Source organism: Nocardioides sp. (assembly GCF_044226305.1).
Classification (GTDB): domain Bacteria; phylum Actinomycetota; class Actinomycetes; order Propionibacteriales; family Nocardioidaceae; genus Nocardioides.
This window is the reverse complement of sequence record NZ_JBGAHF010000011.1, coordinates 107,615-128,574: the sequence shown is the minus strand read 5'-3', so window position 1 is coordinate 128,574 and position 20,960 is coordinate 107,615. Positions and strand designations below refer to the sequence as shown.

Below are 20,960 nucleotides of genomic sequence, written 5' to 3'. Positions count from 1 at the left end.
CTCAGGCGGCTCCGCCGGGCAGCACCTCGGCCACCGCGCGCCGGGCCGAGCCGATGACGGCCGGGATGCCGACGCCGTCGTACGCGGCGCCGCAGACCGCGAGGCCGGGGACGGCCCCGACGGAGGCCCGGACCCGGGCGACCCGGTCGAGGTGCCCGACGGCGTACTGCGGCAGGCCGCCGCCCCAGCGCTGCACGTGCACGTCGACCGGCTCGGCCCGCAGGCCGACGGCCTCGCGGAGGTCGGCGAGCGACCACGCGACGAGCTCCTCGTCGCTGGCCTGGAGGGCGACCTCCTCGCGGTGCCGTCCGAGCGAGGTACGCAGGAAGAGCAGGCCGTCGCCGGCGGCGCGGACCCAGCCCCACTTGGCGAAGGAGAAGGTCGAGGCCTTCACCCGGCGGCCGTCGACGGGCGGCACGAGGAAGCCCGAGGAGTCCGTGGTGGCGATCTCCGGTGCGGAGGACTCGCGGAACGCGAAGGTCACGACCACGACCGAGGCGGCCTCCATCGCGGCGAGCTCGGCGGCCGCGACCGGGGCGACCTCGCGGAGCAGGCGGCCGGTCGGCGCCGCCGGGGTGGCCAGCACGACGGCGTCCGCCTCGATCAGCTCGGGCGCGGTGGTCGGCCCGACGGTGAGTGCCCAGCCGGTCGGGGTGCGGGTCAGCTCGCGGACGGTCGCGCCCGTGCGGACCTCCCCCGCGGGCGCCAACGCGGCGGCGAGCGCCTCGGGCAGCTGGCCCATGCCGCCGGCGATGCCGGCGAAGATGGGTCCGTCGTAGGTCATCGGGATGGCCGCTGCCTGCTCGGTCATCGAGCCGCGCTCGGCGAAGGTCACCAGCTGCGGGACCGACGCGCGGGCGGAGAGGAGGCGGGCGTGCCCGGCGTACACGCCGCCGAGCAGGGGCTCGACGAGCCGGTCGGTGACCTCGGGCCCGAACCGGGCGTCGACCAGGTCGCCGACGGAGACGTCCCCGTCGATCTCGCTGGCCGGCAGCGACGCCTCCGCGCGGACCCGCTCCAGGCCCTCGGGCGAGAGCACGCCGGAGTCCTCCAGCTGGGGGAGGTCGAGCGGGACGCCCATCAGCGAGCGGGGCAGCGGACGGAGGGCGCCGCGGGTCCAGATGCGGGACGCGGCCAGGGTCGGGTGCTCGATCGGCAGGCCCAGCTCGCGGGCCAGGTCGACACCCTCGGGGCGGCGGTTGAGCATCGCCTCGGCGCCGACGTCGACGGTCACGCCCGCGACGGCCGCCCGCAGCAGCTTGCCACCGACCTGGGCCGACCCCTCGAGGACGAGCACGTCGTGCCCGGCGGCGACCAGGTCACGCGCCGCGGCGAGCCCGGCGATCCCTCCGCCGACGACCACGACCCTGCTCACCCGCCCAGTCTCCCAGAGGTGTCCCGCGCCGCGGCAGCGGGTGCGGCCGCCGCGGCGCGGGAGTCAGGGGGTCGCCTCAGCCGGCCAGTCGGCCGAAGCCGCTGCGATGGAAGACCAGGGGCGAGGAGCTCGCGTCGTCGGGGGCGGGGTGCTCCACGCCGTGCAGCTCGAGCAGCACGATGGTGTGGTCGCCGGCCTCGACCTCGCGGTGGACCGTGCAGTCGAAGCGCGCCAGGCCGTCGTCGAGCAGGACCGCCCCCTCGGGGGTCGTCGTGACCGCGAGGCCGTCGAACCGGTGCTCGAGCGGGCCGGCCAGCCGCCGGCAGACCTCGCCGTGGTGGTCGGCGAGGATGCTGACCCCGAGGTGCCCGGCCTGCCGGAGCGTGGGCCAGGTCTGGGAGCTGTTCGCCACGGAGATCGACACCAGCGCCGGCTCCAGGCTGACCGAGGTGAACGAGCTCGCGGCCAGCCCGACGAGCGCCCCGTCGACCTCGGCGGCGACCGCGACCACGCCGCTGGGGAACGCGCCGAACGCCTCGCGCAGCCGCTGGGGGTCGAGGTCCTGGTTGGTGGGGAACTGAGAAACCGTCATGCCGGGACTCCCGTCCTGGTGTCGGCCGTCCTGCTGGCGAGGACGGCGGTGATCGCGGGCCGGGCCAGGCCCAGCCAGTGCTCGTACGCCGACGGGTCGTCGTACGCCGAGTCGACGACGTAGAGCCCCTTGGCGGGCACCAGCCCCCCGATCTCGGTGAGCACGGGCCGCAACGTGAGCTCCGGCGCGAGTGCGTGGCCCGGCCCGGCGCCGAGCATCAGCGGGACCGCGACGCCGCGCAGGCCGTCGGTGGGGAACCGGTCGAGGAAGAGCTTGAGCAGCCCGGTGTAGGTGCCCTTGTAGGTCGGCGAGCCGACGACGACCAGGTCGCTCGCGCCGACGTCCGCCACGAGCTCGGCGACCACCTCGTCGTCCCAGTCCAGGATCCGGGGGCCGAGGTCGGCGAGGTCGACCACCTGGTCGGGGTCGCGCCCGACGAGCTCGCGTGCCAGGCGGGTGGCCGCGTGCAGGGTGCGGCTCTGCGGCTTCGGGTTGCCGACGACGACGGCGACGCGCGCGCGGCTCACGAGGCGGCCCGCTGCCCGAAGGGCACCGAGGTCCGGCCCTGGACCGGGGCCGGGTGCTGCCACAGCCCGCGGCGGGCGAGCTCGGGCAGCACGCCCTCACCGAACCAGTACGCCTCCTCCAGGTGGGGGTAGCCCGAGAGCACGAACTCCTCGATGCCGACCGCTCGGTACTCCTCGACCAGGTCGGCGACCTCGGCGAAGCTGCCCACCATCGCGGTCCCGGCACCACCGCGGACCAGACCGATCCCGGCCCACAGGCCCGGGTGGATGACCAGCCCGTCCTTCGAGCCGCGGTTGAGGTCGAGCATCCGGCGCTGCCCCACCGACTCCGAGCGCCGCAGCCCCTCCTGGACGCGCGCGACGTCGTCGTCGGAGATGCCGGCCAGCAGCCGATCCGCCTCGGCCCACGCGGCCTCGGAGGTGTCACGGGCGATGGTGTGCAGCCGGATCCCGAACCGGATCTGCCGGCCCTCGGCCTCGGCCAGGCTGCGGATCCAGGCGACCTTCTCGGCGACGGCCGCCGGCGGCTCGCCCCAGGTGAGGTAGACGTCGACGTGCTTGGCGGCGACCCGGCCGGCGGCCGGCGAGGAGCCGCCGAAGTAGATCTGCGGCAGCGGGTCGGGGACCTGCTGGAGCACCGCCTCCTCGACGTGGAGGTGCTCGCCCTCGAAGGTGACCGGCTCGCCGGTCCACAAGGACCGCACGATCGAGAGGAACTCGTCGCAGCGCTCGTAGCGCCCGTCCTTGTCGAGGAAGTCGCCGAACATCCGCTGCTCGTGGCTCTCGCCGCCGGTGACGACGTTCAGGGCCAGCCGGCCGCCGGAGAGGTTCTGGAAGGTGCCGGCCATCTGCGCGGCGACGTACGGCGAGGTCAGCCCCGGCCGGAACGCCACCAGGAACTTCAGCCGCTCCGAGAGGCTGGTGATCATCGCGGTCGTGATCCAGGCGTCCTCGCACCACGCGCCGGTCGGGGTGAGCGCCGCCTCGAAGCCGAGCTGCTCGGCGCTGCGGGCGACCTGGCCGAGGTAGGGCACCGACGCGGGCCGGCCCGACGGCCCGGCCGCGACGCCGTGACCACCGCCGACGACGTCACGGCCGTCCCCGCCGTTGGTCGGGAGGAACCAGTGGAACGTGAGCATCTGCGCGCTCCTTCCGAGCGAGAGCACCAAAGACATCAATGTTGACCAGATTGATATAGATTGGCCGACGGTTCAAGCCGAGGGGCCGGCCCCGGCGGGCGGAGTCGACGATGGGGTGACAGGCGATCCCTGTCACCCGCTCCCCCGGCGGGCTCACGAGAGGAGCACGCGTGCGGATCGAACAGCTCGAGTACATCGCCGCGGTGACCCAGCACGGGTCGCTGCGCCGGGCGAGCGAGCGGCTGCACATCTCCCAGCCCGCCCTGAGCGAGGCGGTCTCCAAGCTCGAGCGCGAGCTCGGGGTCACCCTGCTGGACCGGCGGCGGTCCGGCTCCCGGATCAGCCGGCGCGGACGCGAGCTGCTCCAGCCCATGGTCGAGGTGCTCGAGGCCGTCGAGCGGCTGCGCACCGCCGCCGGCGACCAGGCCGCGGGTCACCACGTGGTCCGGGTCGGCACCGTCAGCGCGGCGACGGCGACGCTGCTGGTCCCCGCGATGCGCGACTTCCGGGCGTCGTACCCCGGCAGCACGGTCGAGGTCGTCAACACCCAGCAGGCCGGGATCAACCAGGGCCTGGTCGAGGGAGGGCTCGACCTCGGCCTCGTCAACGTCCTCGAGGGGGACGACCCGCCGACCGACCTGGTCGGCACCAGCCTCGTGCACGGGCACCCCGTGGCGGTACTGCCGGCCGACCACCCGCTGGCGGCGTACGACGAGGTGACGACGGACCAGCTGCGGGCGGAGCCGTTCGTCGCGATGCGCGAGGGCTACCTGATGCACCGCTTCGTGAACCGGCTCTTCGGGTCGGAGATGCCGGCGGTGTCGTACACGACCGACGGGTCCGAGCTCGGCAAGGTGATGGTGGCCCAGGGCCTCGGCCTGACCGTGCTGCCCGACTACAGCGTCGCCGGCGACCCGATGGAGCGGGCCGGGCTGATCACCTTCCGGCCGCTGGCGGGCAACACCACGTCGGTGAGCCTGGTGCTGCGCCAGCGCCGCCAGCAGCACGTGCCGCGGCGGGTGCGCGACCTCGAGGCGGTCCTGCTGCGGCACGCCCGCGCCCACGCCTCCGGCGCCGAGGCGGGAACCGAACGACCAGGAGCCGCGTCCCAGACCGCATGACCCCGCGCGCCGCCGTTCCCAGCCTGGCCCTCCTCTCCGCCCTCCTCGCGGGCTCCCTCGTCGGCTGCAGCGGCGGGGCGACCGACGACGGCGGCTCGAGCGCGTCGTCGGCGGGCGGGGGCGACTCCGGCGCGGTCTCGGCGGAGGCGCCGGCCCCGGCCGACGCGCTCCGGGACGGCGCCGAGCTCGGCACGACCGACACCGACGACGCCAGCGGCAAGAACCGGGTGCAGCCGGGCGACGACGTGCTGGCCCGGGCGGTGATCCGCAAGGGCAACGTCGCGCTGCGCGCCGATGACGTCGGCAAGGCGCAGTTCGACGTGCAGAAGGTCGTCGACCGGTTCGCCGGCCAGGTCACCGAGGAGAAGACCACCACCGACGACGACGGGCACCCGGCGTACACCCGGATGGTGCTGCGGATCCCGACCGAGCAGTTCGGCCAGGCGATGGACGCGCTCAAGGGCGTCGGCACCGCCGAGCTGGAGTCGGCCACCAGCAGCGAGGACGACGTCACCACCCAGCTCATCGACACCCAGACCCGGCTCGCGGCGCAGAAGCGCAGCATCGCCCGGATCACCGTGCTCTTCGACCGGGCGCAGAGCATCCGCGACGTGATGGCGATCGAGGCCGAGCTCTCGCGCCGCCAGGCCGACCTCGACTCGCTCGAGCGGCAGGCCGCCTACCTGCGCGGCCAGACCTCGCTGTCCACGATCACCGTGAGCATCGACGAGATCCCGGCGAAGCCCGCTCCGAAGGAGGAGAAGGACGAGTCCGGGTTCCTGGCCGGCCTGTCGGCGGGCTGGGGCGCGCTGGCCGCGTTCGCGGTCGCACTCGCCACCGCGTTCGGTGCGCTGCTGCCCTGGCTCGTCGTGCTGCTGGTCCTGGGCCTGCCCGCCTACCTGGTGGTCCGGGCGGTCCGGCGGCGGATCACCGCTCGTAGCTCTGCACGAACTCCGTCAGCCGCTTGAGCTGGTCGGGGTCGGTCGTCGGGATGACGCCGTGGCCGAGGTTGAAGACGTGCCCCTTCGCGGCGCGGCCGGCCTCGATCACCTCGGCCGCCCGGGCGGTCATCACGTCGGTCGGGGCGAACACCAGCGTCGGGTCGAGGTTGCCCTGCACGCCGCGGTCGCCGACCTGGGGGATCGCCTGGTCGAGGGGCGTGCGCCAGTCGACGCCGACCACGTCGGCACCGGCCTCGCCCATGAGACCGAGCAGGTTCGCCGTACCGACGCCGAAGTGGATGCGCGGGACGCCGAGCGCCCCGGCCCGCTCGAGCACGTGGGCGGAGTGCGGCATCACCTGGGTGCGGTAGTCCTGCGGGGTGAGCGCACCGGCCCACGAGTCGAAGAGCTGGACGGCCGAGGCCCCGGCGGCGACCTGGACCTCGAGGTACGCCGCGGAGATGCCGGCGATCTTGCGCATCAGCGCGTCCCACACGTCGGGGGCGCCGAACATCATCGCCTTGGTGCGGGCGTGCTCCTTCGACGGTCCGCCCTCGACGAGGTACGACGCCACGGTGAACGGCGCACCCGCGAACCCGATCAGCGGGGTGCTGCCGAGCTCGCCCACCAGCTCGCGGACCGCCTCGGTGATGAAGGGGACGGCGTCGGGGGTCAGGTCCGGGATCGCCTCGACGTCGGCCAGCGTCTCGACCGGCCGGGCCACCACGGGACCGACGCCGGGCTTGATGTCGAGGTCGACGCCGACCGCCTTGAGCGGGAGCACGATGTCGGAGAAGAAGATCGCCGCGTCGACGCCGTAGCGGCGGACCGGCTGGAGCGTGATCTCCACGACGAGCTCGGGCTTCATGCAGGACTCGAGCATGCCGACACCGCGGCGGACCTCGAGGTACTCGGGCAGCGAACGGCCCGCCTGGCGCATGAACCACACCGGCGTGTGCGGCACCGGCTCGCCGCGGGCGGCCTTGAGGAAGGCGCTTCCCGCGAGCTCCGGAGCGGGGTCGCGGAGGCTCGTCACGGGTGAAGCCTCGCAGGTCAACCGGCGTGTTCGCACATCGGGACCGCGGGGGGCGACCTACTGTGACCCCATGGTCGTCGGTCAGGAGACGCACCCGGGACACGGTGCGGCCGCGGTGCCCCCGGAGTTCCGGGACGCCGTGGCGACCATGCACGCCGCCCGGCTGCGCCCGGAGGTCTTCTGCGAGGAGATGCCGGCGCCGCAGCGCATCGCGCCCTACGCCGCGGCGCTCTCGGCCGACGTGACCGTCGACGACACCGACGTCGGGACCGGGCGGATCATCCTGCTGCACGACCCGGCCGGCAACGACGCCTGGGAGGGCACCTTCCGCTGCGTCGCCTACACGCGGGCCGACGTCGACCTCGAGCAGGCGATCGACCCGCTGCTGGGCGCGGTCGGCTGGTCCTGGCTGACCGAGGCGCTCGAGGCGCACGGGGCGTCGTACACCGCGATCTCGGGCACCGTCACCCGGGTCTCGACCGAGAGCTTCGGCGGGATGGCCGACGAGGGCGGGACCGCGCAGATCGAGATCCGCGCCTCGTGGACGCCGCTGCAGCCCGACGACGCCCCCGCACTCGCGCCGCTGGACCTCGCGCCGCACGTCGAGGCGTGGGGCGAGCTGCTGTGCACGGCGGTGGGGCTGCCGCCGGTGCCCGACGGTGTCGCCGTGATGCCGAGCCGCCGCGGCCAGCGGGGCTCGGGACGCTGACATGACCTCGGAGCATCCCACCGAAGACCCGACCCCGGACCCCGTCGAGGAGCCCGCCGAGATCCCGCTCCTCACGCTCCGCGACGGCCTGCCGCCGGTGGTCGACACCGAGCCGGCGCTCGTCGAGCTCTGCGAGCGGATCGCCGCCGGGTCGGGTCCGGTCGCGGTCGACGCGGAGCGCGCGTCGGGCTACCGCTACTCCTCCCGCGCCTACCTGATCCAGCTGCGCCGCGAGGGGTCGGGCACCTTCCTCCTCGACCCGATCCCGTTCGGCGCACTGCCGCAGCTCCAGGAGGTCCTCGAGGGGACCGAGTGGATCCTGCACGCCGCGACCCAGGACCTGCCCTGCCTCGCCGAGGTCGGGCTGCAGCCGACCGCGCTCTTCGACACCGAGCTCGCCGGGAGGTTGCTCGGCTACCCGCGGGTCGGGCTGGCCACGCTGGTCGAGAGCCTGCTCGGCGCCCGGCTGGCCAAGGAGCACTCCGCGGTCGACTGGTCGACCCGGCCGCTGCCCGGGCCGTGGCTGGAGTACGCCGCGCTCGACGTCGAGGTGCTGGTGGAGCTGCGGGCGCAGCTGCACGCCGAGCTCGTCGCCGCCGGCAAGGACGAGTGGGCCCGGCAGGAGTTCGACGCCCTCCGTAGCTTCCGGCCGACCCCCCGGGTCGAGGCCTGGCGACGCACGTCCGGCATGCACCGGGTCCGCGGCCGCCGCGGCCTCGGCGCGGTCCGGGCGCTGTGGGAGGTCCGCGACTCGCTGGCCGAGCAGCGCGACGTCACCCCGGGCCGGATCATCCCCGACGCCGCCATCGTCGCCGCCGCGCAGGCGATGCCCTCCGACCGCGACGCGCTGCTCGCGACCAAGGGCTTCCACGGCCGCGGGGCCGAGCGGTACGCCGGCCGCTGGGTCGCCGCCCTCCGCGAGGTCGCCGAGATGCCCGAGTCCGAGCTCCCCACCCGCTCCCCCCGCGGCGACGGCCCGCCGCTCCCCCGCGCCTGGGCCGAGAAGGACCCGGTCGCGGCCCGCCGGCTCGTGCTCGCCCGGGACGCGATGACCGCGCGCGCCGAGGAGCTGAACCTGCCGGTCGAGAACCTGCTGACCCCCGACTACCTGCGCCGCACGCTGTGGACCCCGCCCGCCACGCGGGACCCCGACCGACTCCCGCCCCTGGTGGCCGACCAGCTCACGGCGTACGGCGCCCGCCCCTGGCAGGTCGAGATCGCCGGCCCCATCATCGTGGACGCGATCCTCACGGCCGAGCAGGAGCCGGCCGTCGAGCCCGTCGTCGAGGCGGTCGTCGAGCAGGACGACCCGGACGAGCCGGCGTCCGAACAGCCGGCCGCGGACGACTGAGCTCCTCAGGAGCCGCCGTCGGCTGCCACCGACGGCCGGGCACGGCAGTGGCCCCGCCGGCCGTGGTGCTCGTGGTCGGCAGGGTCCGGGTCAGCGGGTATGTCGTGGTGGCGGGTCGGTGACGAAGGGGCTGAGGTAGGTGTGGCCCATCGGGCTGGTCCACACGAACCCGACACCTGCGACGACCCGGTAGGTCCAGGCGGTGAAGGTCTTGAGCCGGTGGTGCGGACGGCACAGGGGCGCCAGGTTCGAGGAGACCGTCTTCCCGTGTGGCCATGCGTCGATGTGGTCCGCATCGTCGTCGCGGGCGGGTCGGTGGCAGCCCACGAACGCGCACTCGCCGTAGCGCAGCCGGGCCTGCTCCTTCATCAGGTCCGTCGGCTCGTACCAGGGTGTCGACTGTTCCGCGTTGAGGTCGATGACGGGCCGGACGGTGACCTTGGTGCCCGCGGCCTGGCACCAGTCCTTGAGGTGCTCGGGGGTGATGACGGTGCGGCCGTTCTCGACGTCGACCATCGCCTGGCCGGGGCGGGTGTGGGCGTAGACGACCACCTACACCTCGGTCCGACCATCGGCGCCGAGGAGGCCGACGGCCTGGGCGCGGCGCACGTCGAGGGGCAGCTCGGGGTCGAGGGTGGCGGCCTTGGTCCGGATGAGTTCCTCGAGGGCGAGGGCGTCGGCGAGGTCGACGTCGCCGTCGATGTGGACGATCCCGTCGGTGACGTGGTCGAGGTCGATGTCGAGGTGTCGTCGCTCGAGCGCCTCGACGCGGCGCTGTTCGGCGGCGTCAGGATCGTGCTCGGCCTGGGCCTTGGCGACCTGGCGGTCGATCTCGGCGAACGAGCACCGGTGCGCACACCAGGCGAGCCGCTGGTCCACCACCGCCGCCGCGTCGGGCGGGATGCACCGGGTGGCTTGGGCGACCTTCCGGGCCTTCCACACCGCCACCTGCCCGGCGACCACCCGCGCCCACAGCCGCGGGAGCCGGTGCCGGAGCTCCACGGCGTCGCCGAGGTAGGTGCGACCGGTGTCGGTGGAGACCCCGATCGCCAGCGCGAACTCCGCGACCGCACCCTCGTCGATCGTCGGGGCGCCATCGCCGGCGATCTGCAGGTCCCGCATCCCGTACTCGATCGAGGTGTCGACCTCCTCACCCGGATGCAGGGTGACCCAGTCGGCGGCGAGCTGGAGCTTGTGGATCGCGGCCGCGTCCTCGAGGTCGCGGACCTCGACCGCCGCAGCCAGCACACTCTCCGGGGAGAGCTCGGGAGTGGGTCCCGAGGTGATGGCGGCGGTGGCTTCCATGGGTCCAGCCAAGCACTGGCCACCGACAGTCCGACCCGAGAATCCCCTGTGTCCACAGGGATCTGAGCACCGCGAAGGTAAAATCTTCGAGGCTGCTTCGGCGGTCGTTGCCCGGCCCCTTCTTCCGGGGTCTCGACAAGCTCGACCACCGGTGGCATGACGCCCGCGCGAGCCGCCGACCCGTGAGCCGGGAAGTAGCCGCACCCAGGAGGCCGCCGCACCCGCTTCGCTGCCACGTCGGTCGCAACCCCAGCGGACCGCAAGCTGCCGACATCACCGCCCTGCACACCATCCCGGGGTCTCGACAAGCTCGACCACCGGCGGCCTGACGCCCGCGCGACTCGTGAGCCGGGAAGTAGCCGCACCCAGGAGGCCCGCCGTACCCGCTCTTGCTGCCTGTCGGTCGCAACCAGAGCGAACCCGCAACCAGCTCTCAGTGGTCACCGCCCTGCCTCACCTTCCGGGGTCTCGACAAGCTCGACCACCGGTTGCATGACGCCCGCGCCAGCCGCCGACCGTGAGCCGGGAATCAGCCGCGACCGGAAGCCGCCGTACCCGCTTCGCTGCCACGTCGGTCGCAACCCCAGCGGACCGCGACCTGACGACGTCACCGCCCTGCACACCGTCCCGGGGTCTCGACAAGCTCGACCACCGGCGCCCCGTGAGGGTCAGGCGTGCCGGAGCCGGCGCAGCTGGGGCAGCAGGTTGCGGCGGTTGGTCTCGGCGAGCCAGCCGTTGGGCAGCGAGAGGCGCACGACCCGGTGCCAGGCGCTGGCGACCTGGCGCACCAACGGACGCGAGTTGTAGGCGAGGCCGAAGCGGTCGAAGACCGCCCGCACCCGGGGGGCGATCTCGATGTAGCGGTTGCTCGGCAGGTCCGGGAAGACGTGGTGCTCGATCTGGTGGGAGAGGTTGCCGGTCATCGTGTGCATGAAGCGGGAGCCGGAGATGTTGGCCGAGCCGAGCATCTGCCGCAGGTACCACTCGCCCCGGGTCTCGTCCTCGTCGAGGGTCTCCTGCTCGAAGGTCTGCACGCCCTCGGGGAAGTGCCCGCACATGATCACCGAGTGGCTCCACAGGTTGCGCACCAGGTTCGCGGTGGCGTTCGCGGCGAGCGTCGAGCGCCAGGCCCGGCCGGACAGGGCCGGGTAGAGCACGAAGTCCTTCACGACCTGCTTGCGCACCTTGGCCAGGGCCACCTTGACCTCGGCCTTCTTCTCGGGCGTCAGCTGGGCCTTGTCGCGGAGGCTGTCACCGAGGTCGAGGTCGAACATCGTGATGCCGTACTCGAAGATGCAGGCCGTCACGAAGTTCAGCAGCGGCTGGGCCAGGTGCCGGGGCGCCCACTCCTGGGCCTCGTCGACGCGCATGATGCCGTAGCCCAGGTCGTTGTCGCGGCCGAGCACGTTCGTGTAGAGGTGGTGCGTCTCGTTGTGCGCGCGCTTCCACTGCTCCGCCGGCGAGGTGTGGTCCCACTCCCAGGTCGTCGAGTGGATCTTCGGGTCGCGCATCCAGTCCCACTGCCCGTGCAGGACGTTGTGGCCGATCTCCATGTTGTCGAGCACCTTGGCCAGCGTGAGCCCGGCCGTCCCCAGCAGCCACAGCGACCGCCGCCGGCTGCCGAGCAGCGCGGCGCGACTGCCGATCTCGAGGACCCGCTGCACGCGGACCAGGCGGCGGATGTAGGCCGCGTCCCGCTCACCGCGCGAGTCCAGGACCTCCTGCCGGATCGCGTCGAGCTCCCGGGCGAGGAGCTCGGTGTCGACCGCGCTCGTCCCGGGCGCCACGACCACAGGAGGTCGGACAGCGGTGAGAGTCATGCTTCAAGGTACCCGGGCGGACCGCTTCCGATGCGATCGGCGCGACGTCGTCCGGCCGCGGTCAGACCCCCGAGGGGTCAGCCGGACGGTGAGGCGGACATCGACGAGGCGCTCGAGGAGGTGCTCGAGGACGCGCTCGGGGACGGGGTGTACGTCGGGTCGAGGATCGGCCTGGAGGTCTCGTCGATCTGCTGCGTGATCGTGTCCAGGTCGAGGATGCCGGGTCCGTGGACCAGCTCCTCGAGGTCCGGCTCGACCGCCTTCTCGAGCTCGGTCCACGAGTCGATCAGCGGCCCGAAGTCCATCGACCGCACCGTGGTGTTGAACACCGACGAGGTCTCCGGCTGGCGGCCGGGCTGGAGGAAGGTGTCGCTGAGGGCGACCTCGAGGTTGGCCGGCGCGAGGTAGCCGGTCCGCGTCACCCGGGTGACCGAGTCCACCGACAGCTCGTGGACCATGAAGTCCGCGGCGTCGGGGGTGCTCGCGGCGTCCTTCGACAGGCACAGCCCGCTGACGTCCCCGACGGTCGCCGAGCTGCCGAGGACCGGCATCGGCAGCACGTCCCACTCCAGCCCCGGGATGAGCCGCAGCTGCGGCACCAGCGAGCGGTAGCCCGCGATCATGCCGAGGCGACCCCGCTCGAACCAGCGCAGCGGCGACGCCTCGGCGAGCTCGGTCTCACTGAGCGTGTACCGGGGGTCGCGGAGCAGCTGGAGCGTGCGGTCGAGCGCGGCCTTCGAGTCGTCGCTGGAGAAGTCGAGCGACGTGGGGTCGGTGCCGTCGTCGAAGACCGAGCCGCCACCGGACTCGATGAACGGCGAGAGGCCGGGCAGCGTGGCGTCGATCTGGACGCCCTTGGTGCCGCGGGCGGGGCGGCTCGCGAACTGCGCCGCTGCGGCGAACTGGTCGAACGACCACGAGGTCGCACCCTCGTCCGGCGCGTCGAGCCCGCGCTTGCGCATCCGGTCGAAGTCGACGAGCTGCTTGTTGTAGTAGACGACCATCGGCGACACGCCGTACGGCATGCACTGGAGCCGGTCGTCGGCGCTGAACGCCTGCAGGGAGTCGCGCGAGTAGCCGTCGCCGAAGTCGACGCCACGGTCGTCCAGCAGCTCGTCGACCGGCTGGGTCAGGTCGTTGTCGAGCAGCCACCGCAGGTCCGTCCGCGACGTGAGGAAGACGTCGGGCAGGTCGACCCCGGACTCCACCGCCTTGCGGAAGGCCTGGTGGGAGTCCCACACGTGCATCCGCACGTCGGGCCCCTTGGAGAAGGCGTTCCACTCCTCGACCGTGGTCCGGAACGCCGACATCTCGGTGCTGGGGCCGTAGGCGCCGAAGGTCAGGTGCTTCACCGGCGGCGGCGTCGACGACGACTTCGTCGGCTCCGGCGTCGGCCCGGCGGAGTCGCTGCCGGTGCAGGCGGCCGCTGCGAGGACCACGCCGAGAGTCGCGACCGCCGCCATCGCCGTACGGCGAACCCTCACTCCGATCCTCCTCGTCCCCGGGACAACGCTGTGCCCGAGAACAACCGGGCCGCCGCCACCCTACCGAGTGTCGTGACACGGTCCGGGCCGCGATCCTCCCTACGATGGCGGGCGTGCCTCGGGTCCGGACGACGTCCCTCCTCGCCGCCGTGACCTTGGTCGCAGCGGTGGCTGCCGCGTGCGGCTCCGACGGCGGTACGACGGGAGGTGCGGCCGCTCCCGACCCCACCAGCCCCGCGCCCACGTCGAGCGCGCCCGCGTCGAGCGCCCCCACGTCGAGCTCCCGCGCGTCCGCGACGCCGAGCAGCGCGCCCGGACGACCCACGCACCGGCGGGACCGGCACCAGGGCGACGACCAGGGACGGCACAAGGTCGGCTCCCTGGGCTCGCCCACGGACCGGTCCGACGCCGAGGCCCACCTGCTCGCGGCCGACCGGCTGCCCCGGGTCGCGGGACGCACCTGGACGGTCGGCACCACCACCAGCGACGACACCGCGCCGGTCGGCGGCTGCCAGAAGACGCCGCTCGGCACCATCGGGGCGGTCGAGGCCGTGCACCGCACCTACACGGCCGGCGCGGGGCTCACCGCGACCCAGGTGGTCGGCCGGTTCGCCGACGCCCGGTCGGCGTGGCGGGCGCACCAGGTCCTGGTCGCCTGGCGCGACGACTGCGAGTCCCGGGTGGACGAGGCCTCGGTCGGGCCGCTGCGGCCGGTGACCGTGCCCACCGGCACCGCCGACAGCTACCGCGGCACCTTCGCCGCGCGCGCAGCAGGGCTCGGCGTGCTGCGGACCGGCAGCTACGTGACCCTGGTCGAGGTGTCGACGCGCGGCGACGACTACCCGACCTCGTGGGACCCGACCCGGGTCGCGGTGCGCAGGATCGCCCGGACCTTCTAGACCGCGGGACCGCTACCGGTCGAAGGTCCGCAGCCGGCGTGCCGCCGCCACCACCTGGTCGAAGACGGCCCGGTCCAGCGCGGCCCCCTCGCGTCGTACGCCGGAGACCTCGAGCTCGATGAGCCGGTCGAGCCGGACCTCGCTCGGCCGCCGCTCGCGGTCCCACGCGCCGACGCCGACGTCCATCCACTGCCGGCCCCAGCGGGCCTCCTGGGCGGCGTCGCGGTCGTGGTCCTTGCTGGTGAGCATCAGGCCCAGCAGCCGGTCGCCGTCGCGGCCGACGAGCAGCACCGGCCGGTCCTTGCCCTGGGTCGGGTCGTCCTCGAAGGGCACCCACGCCCAGACGACCTCGCCGGGGTCGGGACGGCCGTCGGCGACGGGTGCGTAGCCGAGCTGCACCCCGCCCGGGGCCGCGCTCCCCGGGGCCGCTCTGCCCGCGGCGGCCCGGTCGCGTCGGCGGAAGAGGCGGCGCAGCGATCTCATGGGGAGAAAGGTAGAGGAGCACGTCGGACCGGGAGCGCCTCACGGCGCGTGGCCGCTCGTAGCGGCTGATGTTGGGACCCGGGGCTGCCGCAGCCCGACGTGCTCCTCGGAGAGTGTAACGGCCTCAGCCGAGCTCGTGTTCCATCTCGACGTGGCCCGCCGCCTCGAGCTGCTCGGAGAGCACCAGCATCCGCTGCACCTCGGCGTTCGTCGGGCCGCTGAGGGCGGCCCGGCCGGCCGCGACGACCCGCGCGAACGCGGCGGCGCGGAGCAGCACGTCGGCGAAGTCGCTGCGGGCGATCCCGCTCAGCACCTCGTCGATCATCGCCTTCAGCTGGTCGGGCCCGGGCGGGTCGGCGACGCCGGCGACGACCCGCGCCACCGGCGCGCTGCGGAGGCCGGCCTCGAACTCGCGCGCGACGCCGGCCGGGTCGGCGTACACCCACGAGCGCAGCAGGTAGAGCCGCCACAGGCACCCGGACAACGAGTCCGCGGGCGCGCCGGCCCAGACCTCGGCGATCGTCTCGATGCCCTCGGCGTCGGCCAGGTGCAGCAGCCGGTCGGCGACCTCGGCGTCGCCCGACTCCCGGGCGCCGCGCACCAGCAGCACCGCCGCGCGGTCGGCGGCCTCGCTGACCAGCGCCGGGTCGGTGCCGCCGAGCATCGCCTCGAAGAACAGGTTCCCGGGCGTCATCGGGCGGTGGTACCGACGATCGGCGTCCCCTGGGCTGGTCATCCGTCGAGGGTACGTCGGATCCGCTGGTCGCTGACCGGCGCCGGCGTGCCGAGCTGCTGGGCCCACAGCGACACCCGGTACTCCTCGAGCATCCACCGCACCTGCCGCAGCCGCTCCCCCGGCGGCCGGCCCTCGGGGAGCGCCTCGAGCCGGTGCAGGTAGGCGTCCTGGAGCGGCCCGACCTGGTCCATCAGCTGCCGGTCGCGTGCCACCTGCGACGCCAGCTTCTCGCGGCGCTGCTCCAGCGCGGCCAGGTACGTCGGGTAGCGGCGCAGCTGGGTGACGCCGGCCTCCCCCACGAAGCCGCGGTGCACCAGGCGGCCCAGCTGGGCGCGCATGTCGGTCAGGGCCGGCAGCACCGTCATCTCGGCGCGGCCGCTGAGGGACTTCTCGGCGCGCCGCCAGGCGTCGAGCACCCGGATCACGTCGGCCATCACGGTGCGCAGCCGGGGCTCGAGGTCGCGCGCGACCTCGGCCCGCAGTGCGTCGTACGCCGCGCGGTCCCGGACCGGCGGCCGCGCGTCGACCGCGGCGCCGACCACGGCGGCCCGGCAGTCCTCGAGCAGCTCGGCGACCGAGGGGTAGGGCGAGCCGGCGAGGCCGAGCTTCTCGACGTTCGTCAGCCCGTCCAGCACCCGCTTGACCGGTGACTCCGACTCGAGGAGGAGCAGCCGGCGGACGCCGAGCCGGTGCCGGGCCGCGGCCTCCTCGGCCGAGCCGAACACCTGCAGCCCGACGGTCGCACCCTCGTCGACCAGCCCCGGGAAGACCTGGACCTCGTGGCCAGCCCGGTGCTGGGTGAACGAGGGGGGCACGGTGTCGAACACCCAGCTCGTCTCGCCGCTGCGCGCCAGGCCGCTCTCGGTGGCGACCTCGTGGATCGCCTGCGCGAACGTGGGCCGCAGCGGCTCCTTGAGCGCGTCGAGGTCCTTCCCGCGCGCCTGCTCGCGGCCGCGGTCGTCGACGACGCGGTACGTCGGGCGCAGGTGCTCGGGCACCTTGGACCAGTCCCACGCGTCGCGCGGCACGACCACCCCGGTCGTCGACCGGCACCAGCGCTCCAGCGCGTCGAGCAACGGCTCCTCGCCGGGCGGGGCGGCGGCCAGGAACTCCCGGGCCTTGTTCGGCGCCGGCACGAAGCTCACCCGCAGGGCCTTGGGCAGGCTGCGGATCAGGCTGGTGACCAGCTCCTCGCGCAGCCCGGGCACGTTCCACGAGAAGTCCTCGGCCTCGACCCGGTTCAGGGTCGCCACCGGCACGTCGATCGTCAGGCCGTCGTCGGCCGCACCGGGCTCGAAGTGGTAGCTGATCGGGAAGGTCAGCCCCTCCGCCTCCCACTGCTCCGGGTAGTCGGCCTCGCTGATCTCGTCCGCGGCGTCGCGGGTGAGCATCGCCGGGTCGAAGGTGAGCAGCCGGCCGTTGCGCTGCCGCTCGCGCTTCCACCAGCTGTCGAAGTGCGCACCGCTGACGACGTCGGCCGGCACCCGCTGGTCGTAGAAGTCGAAGAGGGTCTCCTCGTCGACGACGATCCCGCGGCGCCGGGCCCGGTGCTCGAGCTCCTCGGCCTGCTCGAGCAGCCGCCGGTTGGTGTCGAGGAACCGGTGCCGGCTGTTCCACTCGCCCTGCACGAGCGCGTGCCGGATGAACAGCTCGCGCGCCAGCGGCGGGTCGACCTTGCCGTAGGAGACGAGGCGGTCGGCGACCAGCGGGACGCCGTACAGGACGACCCGCTCGTGGGCCATGACGGCGGCGCGCTTCTTGCTCCAGTGCGGCTCGGACCAGGAGTGCTTGACCAGGTGCGCGCCGAGCCGTTCGGCCCACACCGGGTCGATCGCGGCGTTCTGCCGGGCCCACAGGCGGCTGGTCTCGACGAGCTCGCCGGCCATCACGAACGGCGGGTTCTTCCGGTGCAGGCCACTGCCGGGGAAGATCGCGAACCGGGTACCGCGGGCGCCGAGGTACTCGCGCGGTCCCCGGGACCTGGCCGCGTCCTTGCGGTCGCGCTCCTCGAGCATCCCGATGTGGGACAGCAGCCCCGAGAGCAGGGCCTGGTGGATCCCGTCCGCGTCGGGGCTGTCCGCGGGCCGGCCGACCTGGATGTCCATCTCCTTGCAGACCTGGCGCAGCTGGGACTCGAAGTCCTGCCACTCGCGCACCCGCAGGTAGTTGAGGTGCTCGCGCCGGCACATCCGGCGGAACGCCGAGGACGACAGCTCGCGCTGCTGCTCCTTGACGTAGCGCCAGAGGTTGAGCCAGGTCAGGAAGTCGCTGCCCTCGGCCTTGAACCGGGCGTGGAGCTGGTCGGCGTGCGCCCGCTCGGTCGGCCGGTCCGCGCCCGGGCGCTCGCGCGGGTCCTGGAGCGAGAGCGCCGCCGCGATGACGACGACCTCGCGCACGCAGCCGAGCCGCTCGGCCTCGAGGACCATCCGGCCCAGCCGCGGGTCGATCGGCAGCCGGGCCAGGCGTCGGCCGACCGGGGTGAGATGGGGACCACGGGGTTTCGAGGCTTGCTCCGCTCGCACCTCGACCGCCGTGGCCAGCGCACCGAGCTCCTCGAGCAGCTGGACGCCGGCGGTCACGTTGCGCCGGTCCGGCGGCTCGACGAACGGGAACCGGGCGATGTCGCCGAGCCCGAGGGAGGCCATCTGCAGGATGACGCTGGCCAGGTTGGTGCGCAGGATCTCGGGGTCGGTGAACTCCGGACGCCCGTCGAAGTCCTCCTCGGAGTAGAGCCGGACGGCGATGCCCGCCTCCACGCGGCCGCAGCGACCCGAGCGCTGGTTGGCCGACGCCTGGCTGATCGGCTCGACCGGCAGCCGCTGCACCTTGGTGCGCGCCGAGTAGCGGCTGATCCGGGCGACGCCGGTGTCGACGACGTACCGGATGCCCGGCACGGTCAGCGAGGTCTCGGCGACGTTGGTGGCGAGCACGATCCGGCGGCCGGTGTGCGCGGAGAACACCCGGTGCTGCTCGGCCGCGGAGAGCCGCGAGTAGAGCGGCACGACCTCCACCCCGCCGCCGCGCGTGGACGCCGTCAGCTCGGAGAGCGCGTCGGCGGTGTCGCGGATCTCCCGCTCCCCGGGGAGGAAGACCAGGACGTCGCCCGGCCCCTCGGCTGAGAGCTCCTTGACCGCGTCGACGATCGCCTCGGTCTGGTCGCGGACGACGACCTCGCCGTCCTCGTCCTCCTCGTCGAAGGCCATGAGCGGGCGGTAGCGGACCTCGACCGGGTAGGTGCGTCCGGACACCTCGACCACGGGCGCGTCGAAGTGCTGCGCGAACCGCTCCACGTCGATGGTCGCCGAGGTGATGATCAGCTTGAGGTCCGGCCGCTTCGGCAGCAGCCGCTTCAGGTAGCCGAGCAGGAAGTCGATGTTGAGGCTCCGCTCGTGGGCCTCGTCGATGATGATCGTGTCGTAGCGGCGCAGCTGACGGTCGCGCTGCAGCTCGGCGAGCAGGATGCCGTCGGTCATCAGCTTGACCCGGCTCTGCTTCGAGGTCCGGTCGGTGAAGCGGACCTGGTAGCCGACCAGGTCGCCGAGCTCGGTGCCCAGCTCGCTGGCGATCCGCTCCGCGACCGAGCGGGCCGCGATCCGGCGCGGCTGGGTGTGGCCGATCATCCCGCCGGTGCGGCCGGTCCGCCGGCCCCGACCGAGCTCGAGGCAGATCTTCGGCAGCTGGGTGGTCTTCCCCGAGCCGGTCTCGCCCGCGACGATGACGACCTGGTGGTCGCGGATGGCGGCCGCGATGTCCTCGCGGCGCTGGGTGACCGGCAGCTCCGGCGGGTAGGCGATCTGGAGCTCGGTCATGACCGGACCATTCTGCCAAGCGGCGCCAGCCCCGCGCCTCGACGGCGAATAGAACGTGTTCTAGATTGCCAGGCATGAGCGATGCGTACGACGTGGTCGTGGTCGGGTCCGGCGGGGGCGCCATGACCGGCGCGTTCCTCGCGCAGAAGGCGGGCCTGTCCACCGTCGTGGTCGAGAAGACCGCGCTGCTCGGCGGCACGTCGGCGTACTCGGGAGGCGCCTGCTGGCTGCCCGGCAGCCAGGTGCAGCAGCGGGCGGGCATCCCGGACTCGACGGAGTCGGCGCGCGAGTACCTCGCCGCCATCCTCGAGGGCGCCGACCAGGCGAAGGTCGAGGCCTTCCTCGAGCACGCACCCACGCTGGTCGCCGAGCTGGAGGCCGACGAGGCGATCGACTTCGAGTGGCTGCCGTTCCCCGAGTACTACGACGCGCCGGGCCGGGTCCCGTTCGGCCGGTCGGTCCAGCCGGCCAACGTCAGGCGCGGCGACCTGCCCGAGCAGGTCGGGGCGCTGGTCCGGCCCCCGGTCGAGCGCGACCGGGCCGGCGAGGGCGGGCGGAACACGCTCAGCGGCGGTCAGGCGCTCGTCGCCCGCCTGCTGGACGGGTTCCTGCGCGAGGGCGGCACGGTGCTGACCGAGCTGCCGGTCACCGGCTTCGTCGTCGGCGGCGCCGGCGCGGAGCTGCGGGTGGCCGGCGTCGCCGCCATGACCCCCGAGGGGCCGGTCGAGATCCACGCGCGGCGCGGCGTGCTCGTCGCCGCCGGTGGCTTCGAGGGCAACGCCCGGCTGCGCGCCGAGCACGGCGTGCCCGGGGACGTCGCCTGGACGATGGCGCCGGCGGGCACCAACACCGGCGAGCCGATCGAGGCGGCCGTGGCGCTCGGCGCCGCGACCGACTACTCCGCGGTCGGCTGGTTCTGCCCCGGTCTCGAGCAGCCGGACGGCGGCGGGTCCTTCACGCTCGGCTTCCGGTCCGGGCTGATGGTCGACCAGCACGGCCGGCGCTACGCGAACGAGTGCCTGCCCTACGACCGGTTCGGTCGCGAGATGGCGAAGACACCAGGCCGGATCCCGTCGTGGTTCGTCTTCGACTCCCGCGAGGGCGGCAGGCTGCCCGCCATCGCGATGCCCGAGGGCGACCCGGCCGCCCACCTCGCGGCCGGCACCTGGGTGACGGCAGACTCGCTGCCCGGGCTGGCCGACCTGATCGGCGTACCCGCCGAGGAGCTGGTCGCGACCGTCGAGCGCTTCAACGGCTTCTGCGCGAGCGGGGTCGACGAGGACTTCGGTCGCGGGGACGACGAGTACGACACCTTCTTCGCCGGCGGGGCGGGCCCGAACAAGGCGCTCACCCCGTGCACCGAGGCGCCGTTCTACGCGGCCCGCTTCGTGCTGTCCGACCTCGGGACGAAGGGCGGGCTGGTCACCGACGAGCGTGGCCGGGTGCTGCGCCCGGACGGCAGTCACATCGCAGGCTTGTACGCCTCCAGCAACTCCGCGGCGTCGGTCTTCGGCGCCGTGTACCCGGGCCCGGGCGCCCCGCTCGGCTCCGCGATGGTCTTCGCGTCGCTCGCGGTGCGCGACGTCGGGCGGACGAGCGCGTAGGGCCACCTGCCCGAAGGTCTTGCCCTTTC

18 protein-coding genes are annotated in these 20,960 nt (G+C 73.8%); 6 read left to right on the top strand and 12 right to left on the bottom strand.

The features are described from left to right. Position 1: 1 nt before the first annotated feature. The 4 genes from hemG to ACILQ5_RS13535 form a co-directional block, all read right to left on the bottom strand. Positions 2-1,375 (bottom strand): protoporphyrinogen oxidase, encoded by a 1,374-nt coding sequence (hemG, locus tag ACILQ5_RS13550; protein WP_395658538.1) that lies wholly within the window; start codon positions 1,373-1,375, stop codon positions 2-4. A 76-nt stretch (positions 1,376-1,451) separates the two neighbouring features. Further along, the gene (locus ACILQ5_RS13545; protein WP_395658537.1) at positions 1,452-1,967 is read right to left on the bottom strand and encodes a flavin reductase family protein; all 516 of its coding nucleotides are present in this window, start codon (positions 1,965-1,967) and stop codon (positions 1,452-1,454) included. Continuing rightward, positions 1,964-2,494 carry an NADPH-dependent FMN reductase gene (locus ACILQ5_RS13540; RefSeq protein WP_395658536.1) on the bottom strand — a complete coding sequence of 177 codons (531 nt, stop codon included), beginning with the start codon at positions 2,492-2,494 and terminating at the stop codon, positions 1,964-1,966. The genes ACILQ5_RS13545 and ACILQ5_RS13540 overlap by 4 nt, the downstream gene beginning before the upstream one ends. Next, complete coding sequence (locus ACILQ5_RS13535; RefSeq protein ID WP_395658535.1) at positions 2,491-3,633, bottom strand: LLM class flavin-dependent oxidoreductase; 1,143 nt, start codon at positions 3,631-3,633, stop codon at positions 2,491-2,493. Before ACILQ5_RS13535 ends, ACILQ5_RS13540 begins: the two co-directional genes overlap by 4 nt. A 170-nt stretch (positions 3,634-3,803) precedes the next feature. Here ACILQ5_RS13535 and ACILQ5_RS13530 point away from each other — a divergent pair, with 170 nt between their 5' ends. Further along, positions 3,804-4,754: a LysR family transcriptional regulator gene (locus ACILQ5_RS13530; RefSeq protein ID WP_395658534.1), complete on the top strand. Its 951-nt coding sequence runs from the start codon at positions 3,804-3,806 to the stop codon at positions 4,752-4,754. Further along, the gene (locus ACILQ5_RS13525) at positions 4,751-5,722 is read left to right on the top strand and encodes a DUF4349 domain-containing protein (protein WP_395658533.1); all 972 of its coding nucleotides are present in this window, start codon (positions 4,751-4,753) and stop codon (positions 5,720-5,722) included. Before ACILQ5_RS13530 ends, ACILQ5_RS13525 begins: the two co-directional genes overlap by 4 nt. Here the strand turns inward: ACILQ5_RS13525 and hemE are convergent. Beyond that, positions 5,682-6,731, bottom strand: a complete 1,050-nt coding sequence (gene hemE, locus ACILQ5_RS13520; RefSeq protein ID WP_395658532.1) for a uroporphyrinogen decarboxylase — start codon at positions 6,729-6,731, stop codon at positions 5,682-5,684. The two genes, ACILQ5_RS13525 and hemE, sit on opposite strands and share 41 nt — an antisense overlap. A 70-nt stretch (positions 6,732-6,801) precedes the next feature. Between hemE and ACILQ5_RS13515 the strand changes: the two genes are divergently transcribed. Together ACILQ5_RS13515 and ACILQ5_RS13510 are read left to right on the top strand one after the other, a co-directional pair. Continuing rightward, positions 6,802-7,440 carry a DUF3000 domain-containing protein gene (locus tag ACILQ5_RS13515; protein WP_395658531.1) on the top strand — a complete coding sequence of 213 codons (639 nt, stop codon included), beginning with the start codon at positions 6,802-6,804 and terminating at the stop codon, positions 7,438-7,440. Between the two features lies 1 nt (position 7,441). Beyond that, the gene (locus ACILQ5_RS13510) at positions 7,442-8,791 is read left to right on the top strand and encodes an HRDC domain-containing protein (protein ID WP_395658530.1); all 1,350 of its coding nucleotides are present in this window, start codon (positions 7,442-7,444) and stop codon (positions 8,789-8,791) included. Positions 8,792-8,881: 90 nt separating this feature from the next. On the opposite strand, the gene ACILQ5_RS13505 is transcribed toward ACILQ5_RS13510, so the two are convergent. From ACILQ5_RS13505 to ACILQ5_RS13490, 4 genes are all read right to left on the bottom strand, one after another. After that, on the bottom strand, positions 8,882-9,343 hold the full coding sequence (locus ACILQ5_RS13505) for an HNH endonuclease signature motif containing protein (protein ID WP_395658529.1): 462 nt from the start codon (positions 9,341-9,343) through the stop codon (positions 8,882-8,884). Further along, on the bottom strand, positions 9,344-10,096 hold the full coding sequence (locus ACILQ5_RS13500) for a DUF222 domain-containing protein (protein WP_395658528.1): 753 nt from the start codon (positions 10,094-10,096) through the stop codon (positions 9,344-9,346). It lies immediately after the preceding gene. A gap of 668 nt (positions 10,097-10,764) precedes the next feature. Further along, on the bottom strand, positions 10,765-11,916 hold the full coding sequence (locus ACILQ5_RS13495) for a fatty acid desaturase family protein (RefSeq protein ID WP_395658527.1): 1,152 nt from the start codon (positions 11,914-11,916) through the stop codon (positions 10,765-10,767). A gap of 77 nt (positions 11,917-11,993) precedes the next feature. Next, the gene (locus tag ACILQ5_RS13490; RefSeq protein WP_395658526.1) at positions 11,994-13,400 is read right to left on the bottom strand and encodes an ABC transporter substrate-binding protein; all 1,407 of its coding nucleotides are present in this window, start codon (positions 13,398-13,400) and stop codon (positions 11,994-11,996) included. Between the two features lie 113 nt (positions 13,401-13,513). Here ACILQ5_RS13490 and ACILQ5_RS13485 point away from each other — a divergent pair, with 113 nt between their 5' ends. Continuing rightward, positions 13,514-14,299, top strand: coding sequence for a hypothetical protein (locus ACILQ5_RS13485; RefSeq protein ID WP_395658525.1), 786 nt, complete (start codon positions 13,514-13,516; stop codon positions 14,297-14,299). 12 nt (positions 14,300-14,311) lie between these two features. On the opposite strand, the gene ACILQ5_RS13480 is transcribed toward ACILQ5_RS13485, so the two are convergent. The 3 genes from ACILQ5_RS13480 to hrpA form a co-directional block, all read right to left on the bottom strand. After that, positions 14,312-14,782 carry a type II toxin-antitoxin system PemK/MazF family toxin gene (locus ACILQ5_RS13480; protein WP_395658524.1) on the bottom strand — a complete coding sequence of 157 codons (471 nt, stop codon included), beginning with the start codon at positions 14,780-14,782 and terminating at the stop codon, positions 14,312-14,314. A 124-nt stretch (positions 14,783-14,906) separates the two neighbouring features. After that, positions 14,907-15,518 carry a hypothetical protein gene (locus ACILQ5_RS13475; protein ID WP_395658523.1) on the bottom strand — a complete coding sequence of 204 codons (612 nt, stop codon included), beginning with the start codon at positions 15,516-15,518 and terminating at the stop codon, positions 14,907-14,909. Then, on the bottom strand, positions 15,515-19,327 hold the full coding sequence (gene hrpA, locus ACILQ5_RS13470) for an ATP-dependent RNA helicase HrpA (protein ID WP_395658522.1): 3,813 nt from the start codon (positions 19,325-19,327) through the stop codon (positions 15,515-15,517). Before hrpA ends, ACILQ5_RS13475 begins: the two co-directional genes overlap by 4 nt. 74 nt (positions 19,328-19,401) lie before the next feature. Between hrpA and ACILQ5_RS13465 the strand changes: the two genes are divergently transcribed. Next, complete coding sequence (locus ACILQ5_RS13465) at positions 19,402-20,931, top strand: FAD-dependent oxidoreductase (RefSeq protein ID WP_395658521.1); 1,530 nt, start codon at positions 19,402-19,404, stop codon at positions 20,929-20,931. Positions 20,932-20,960 lie beyond the last annotated feature (29 nt).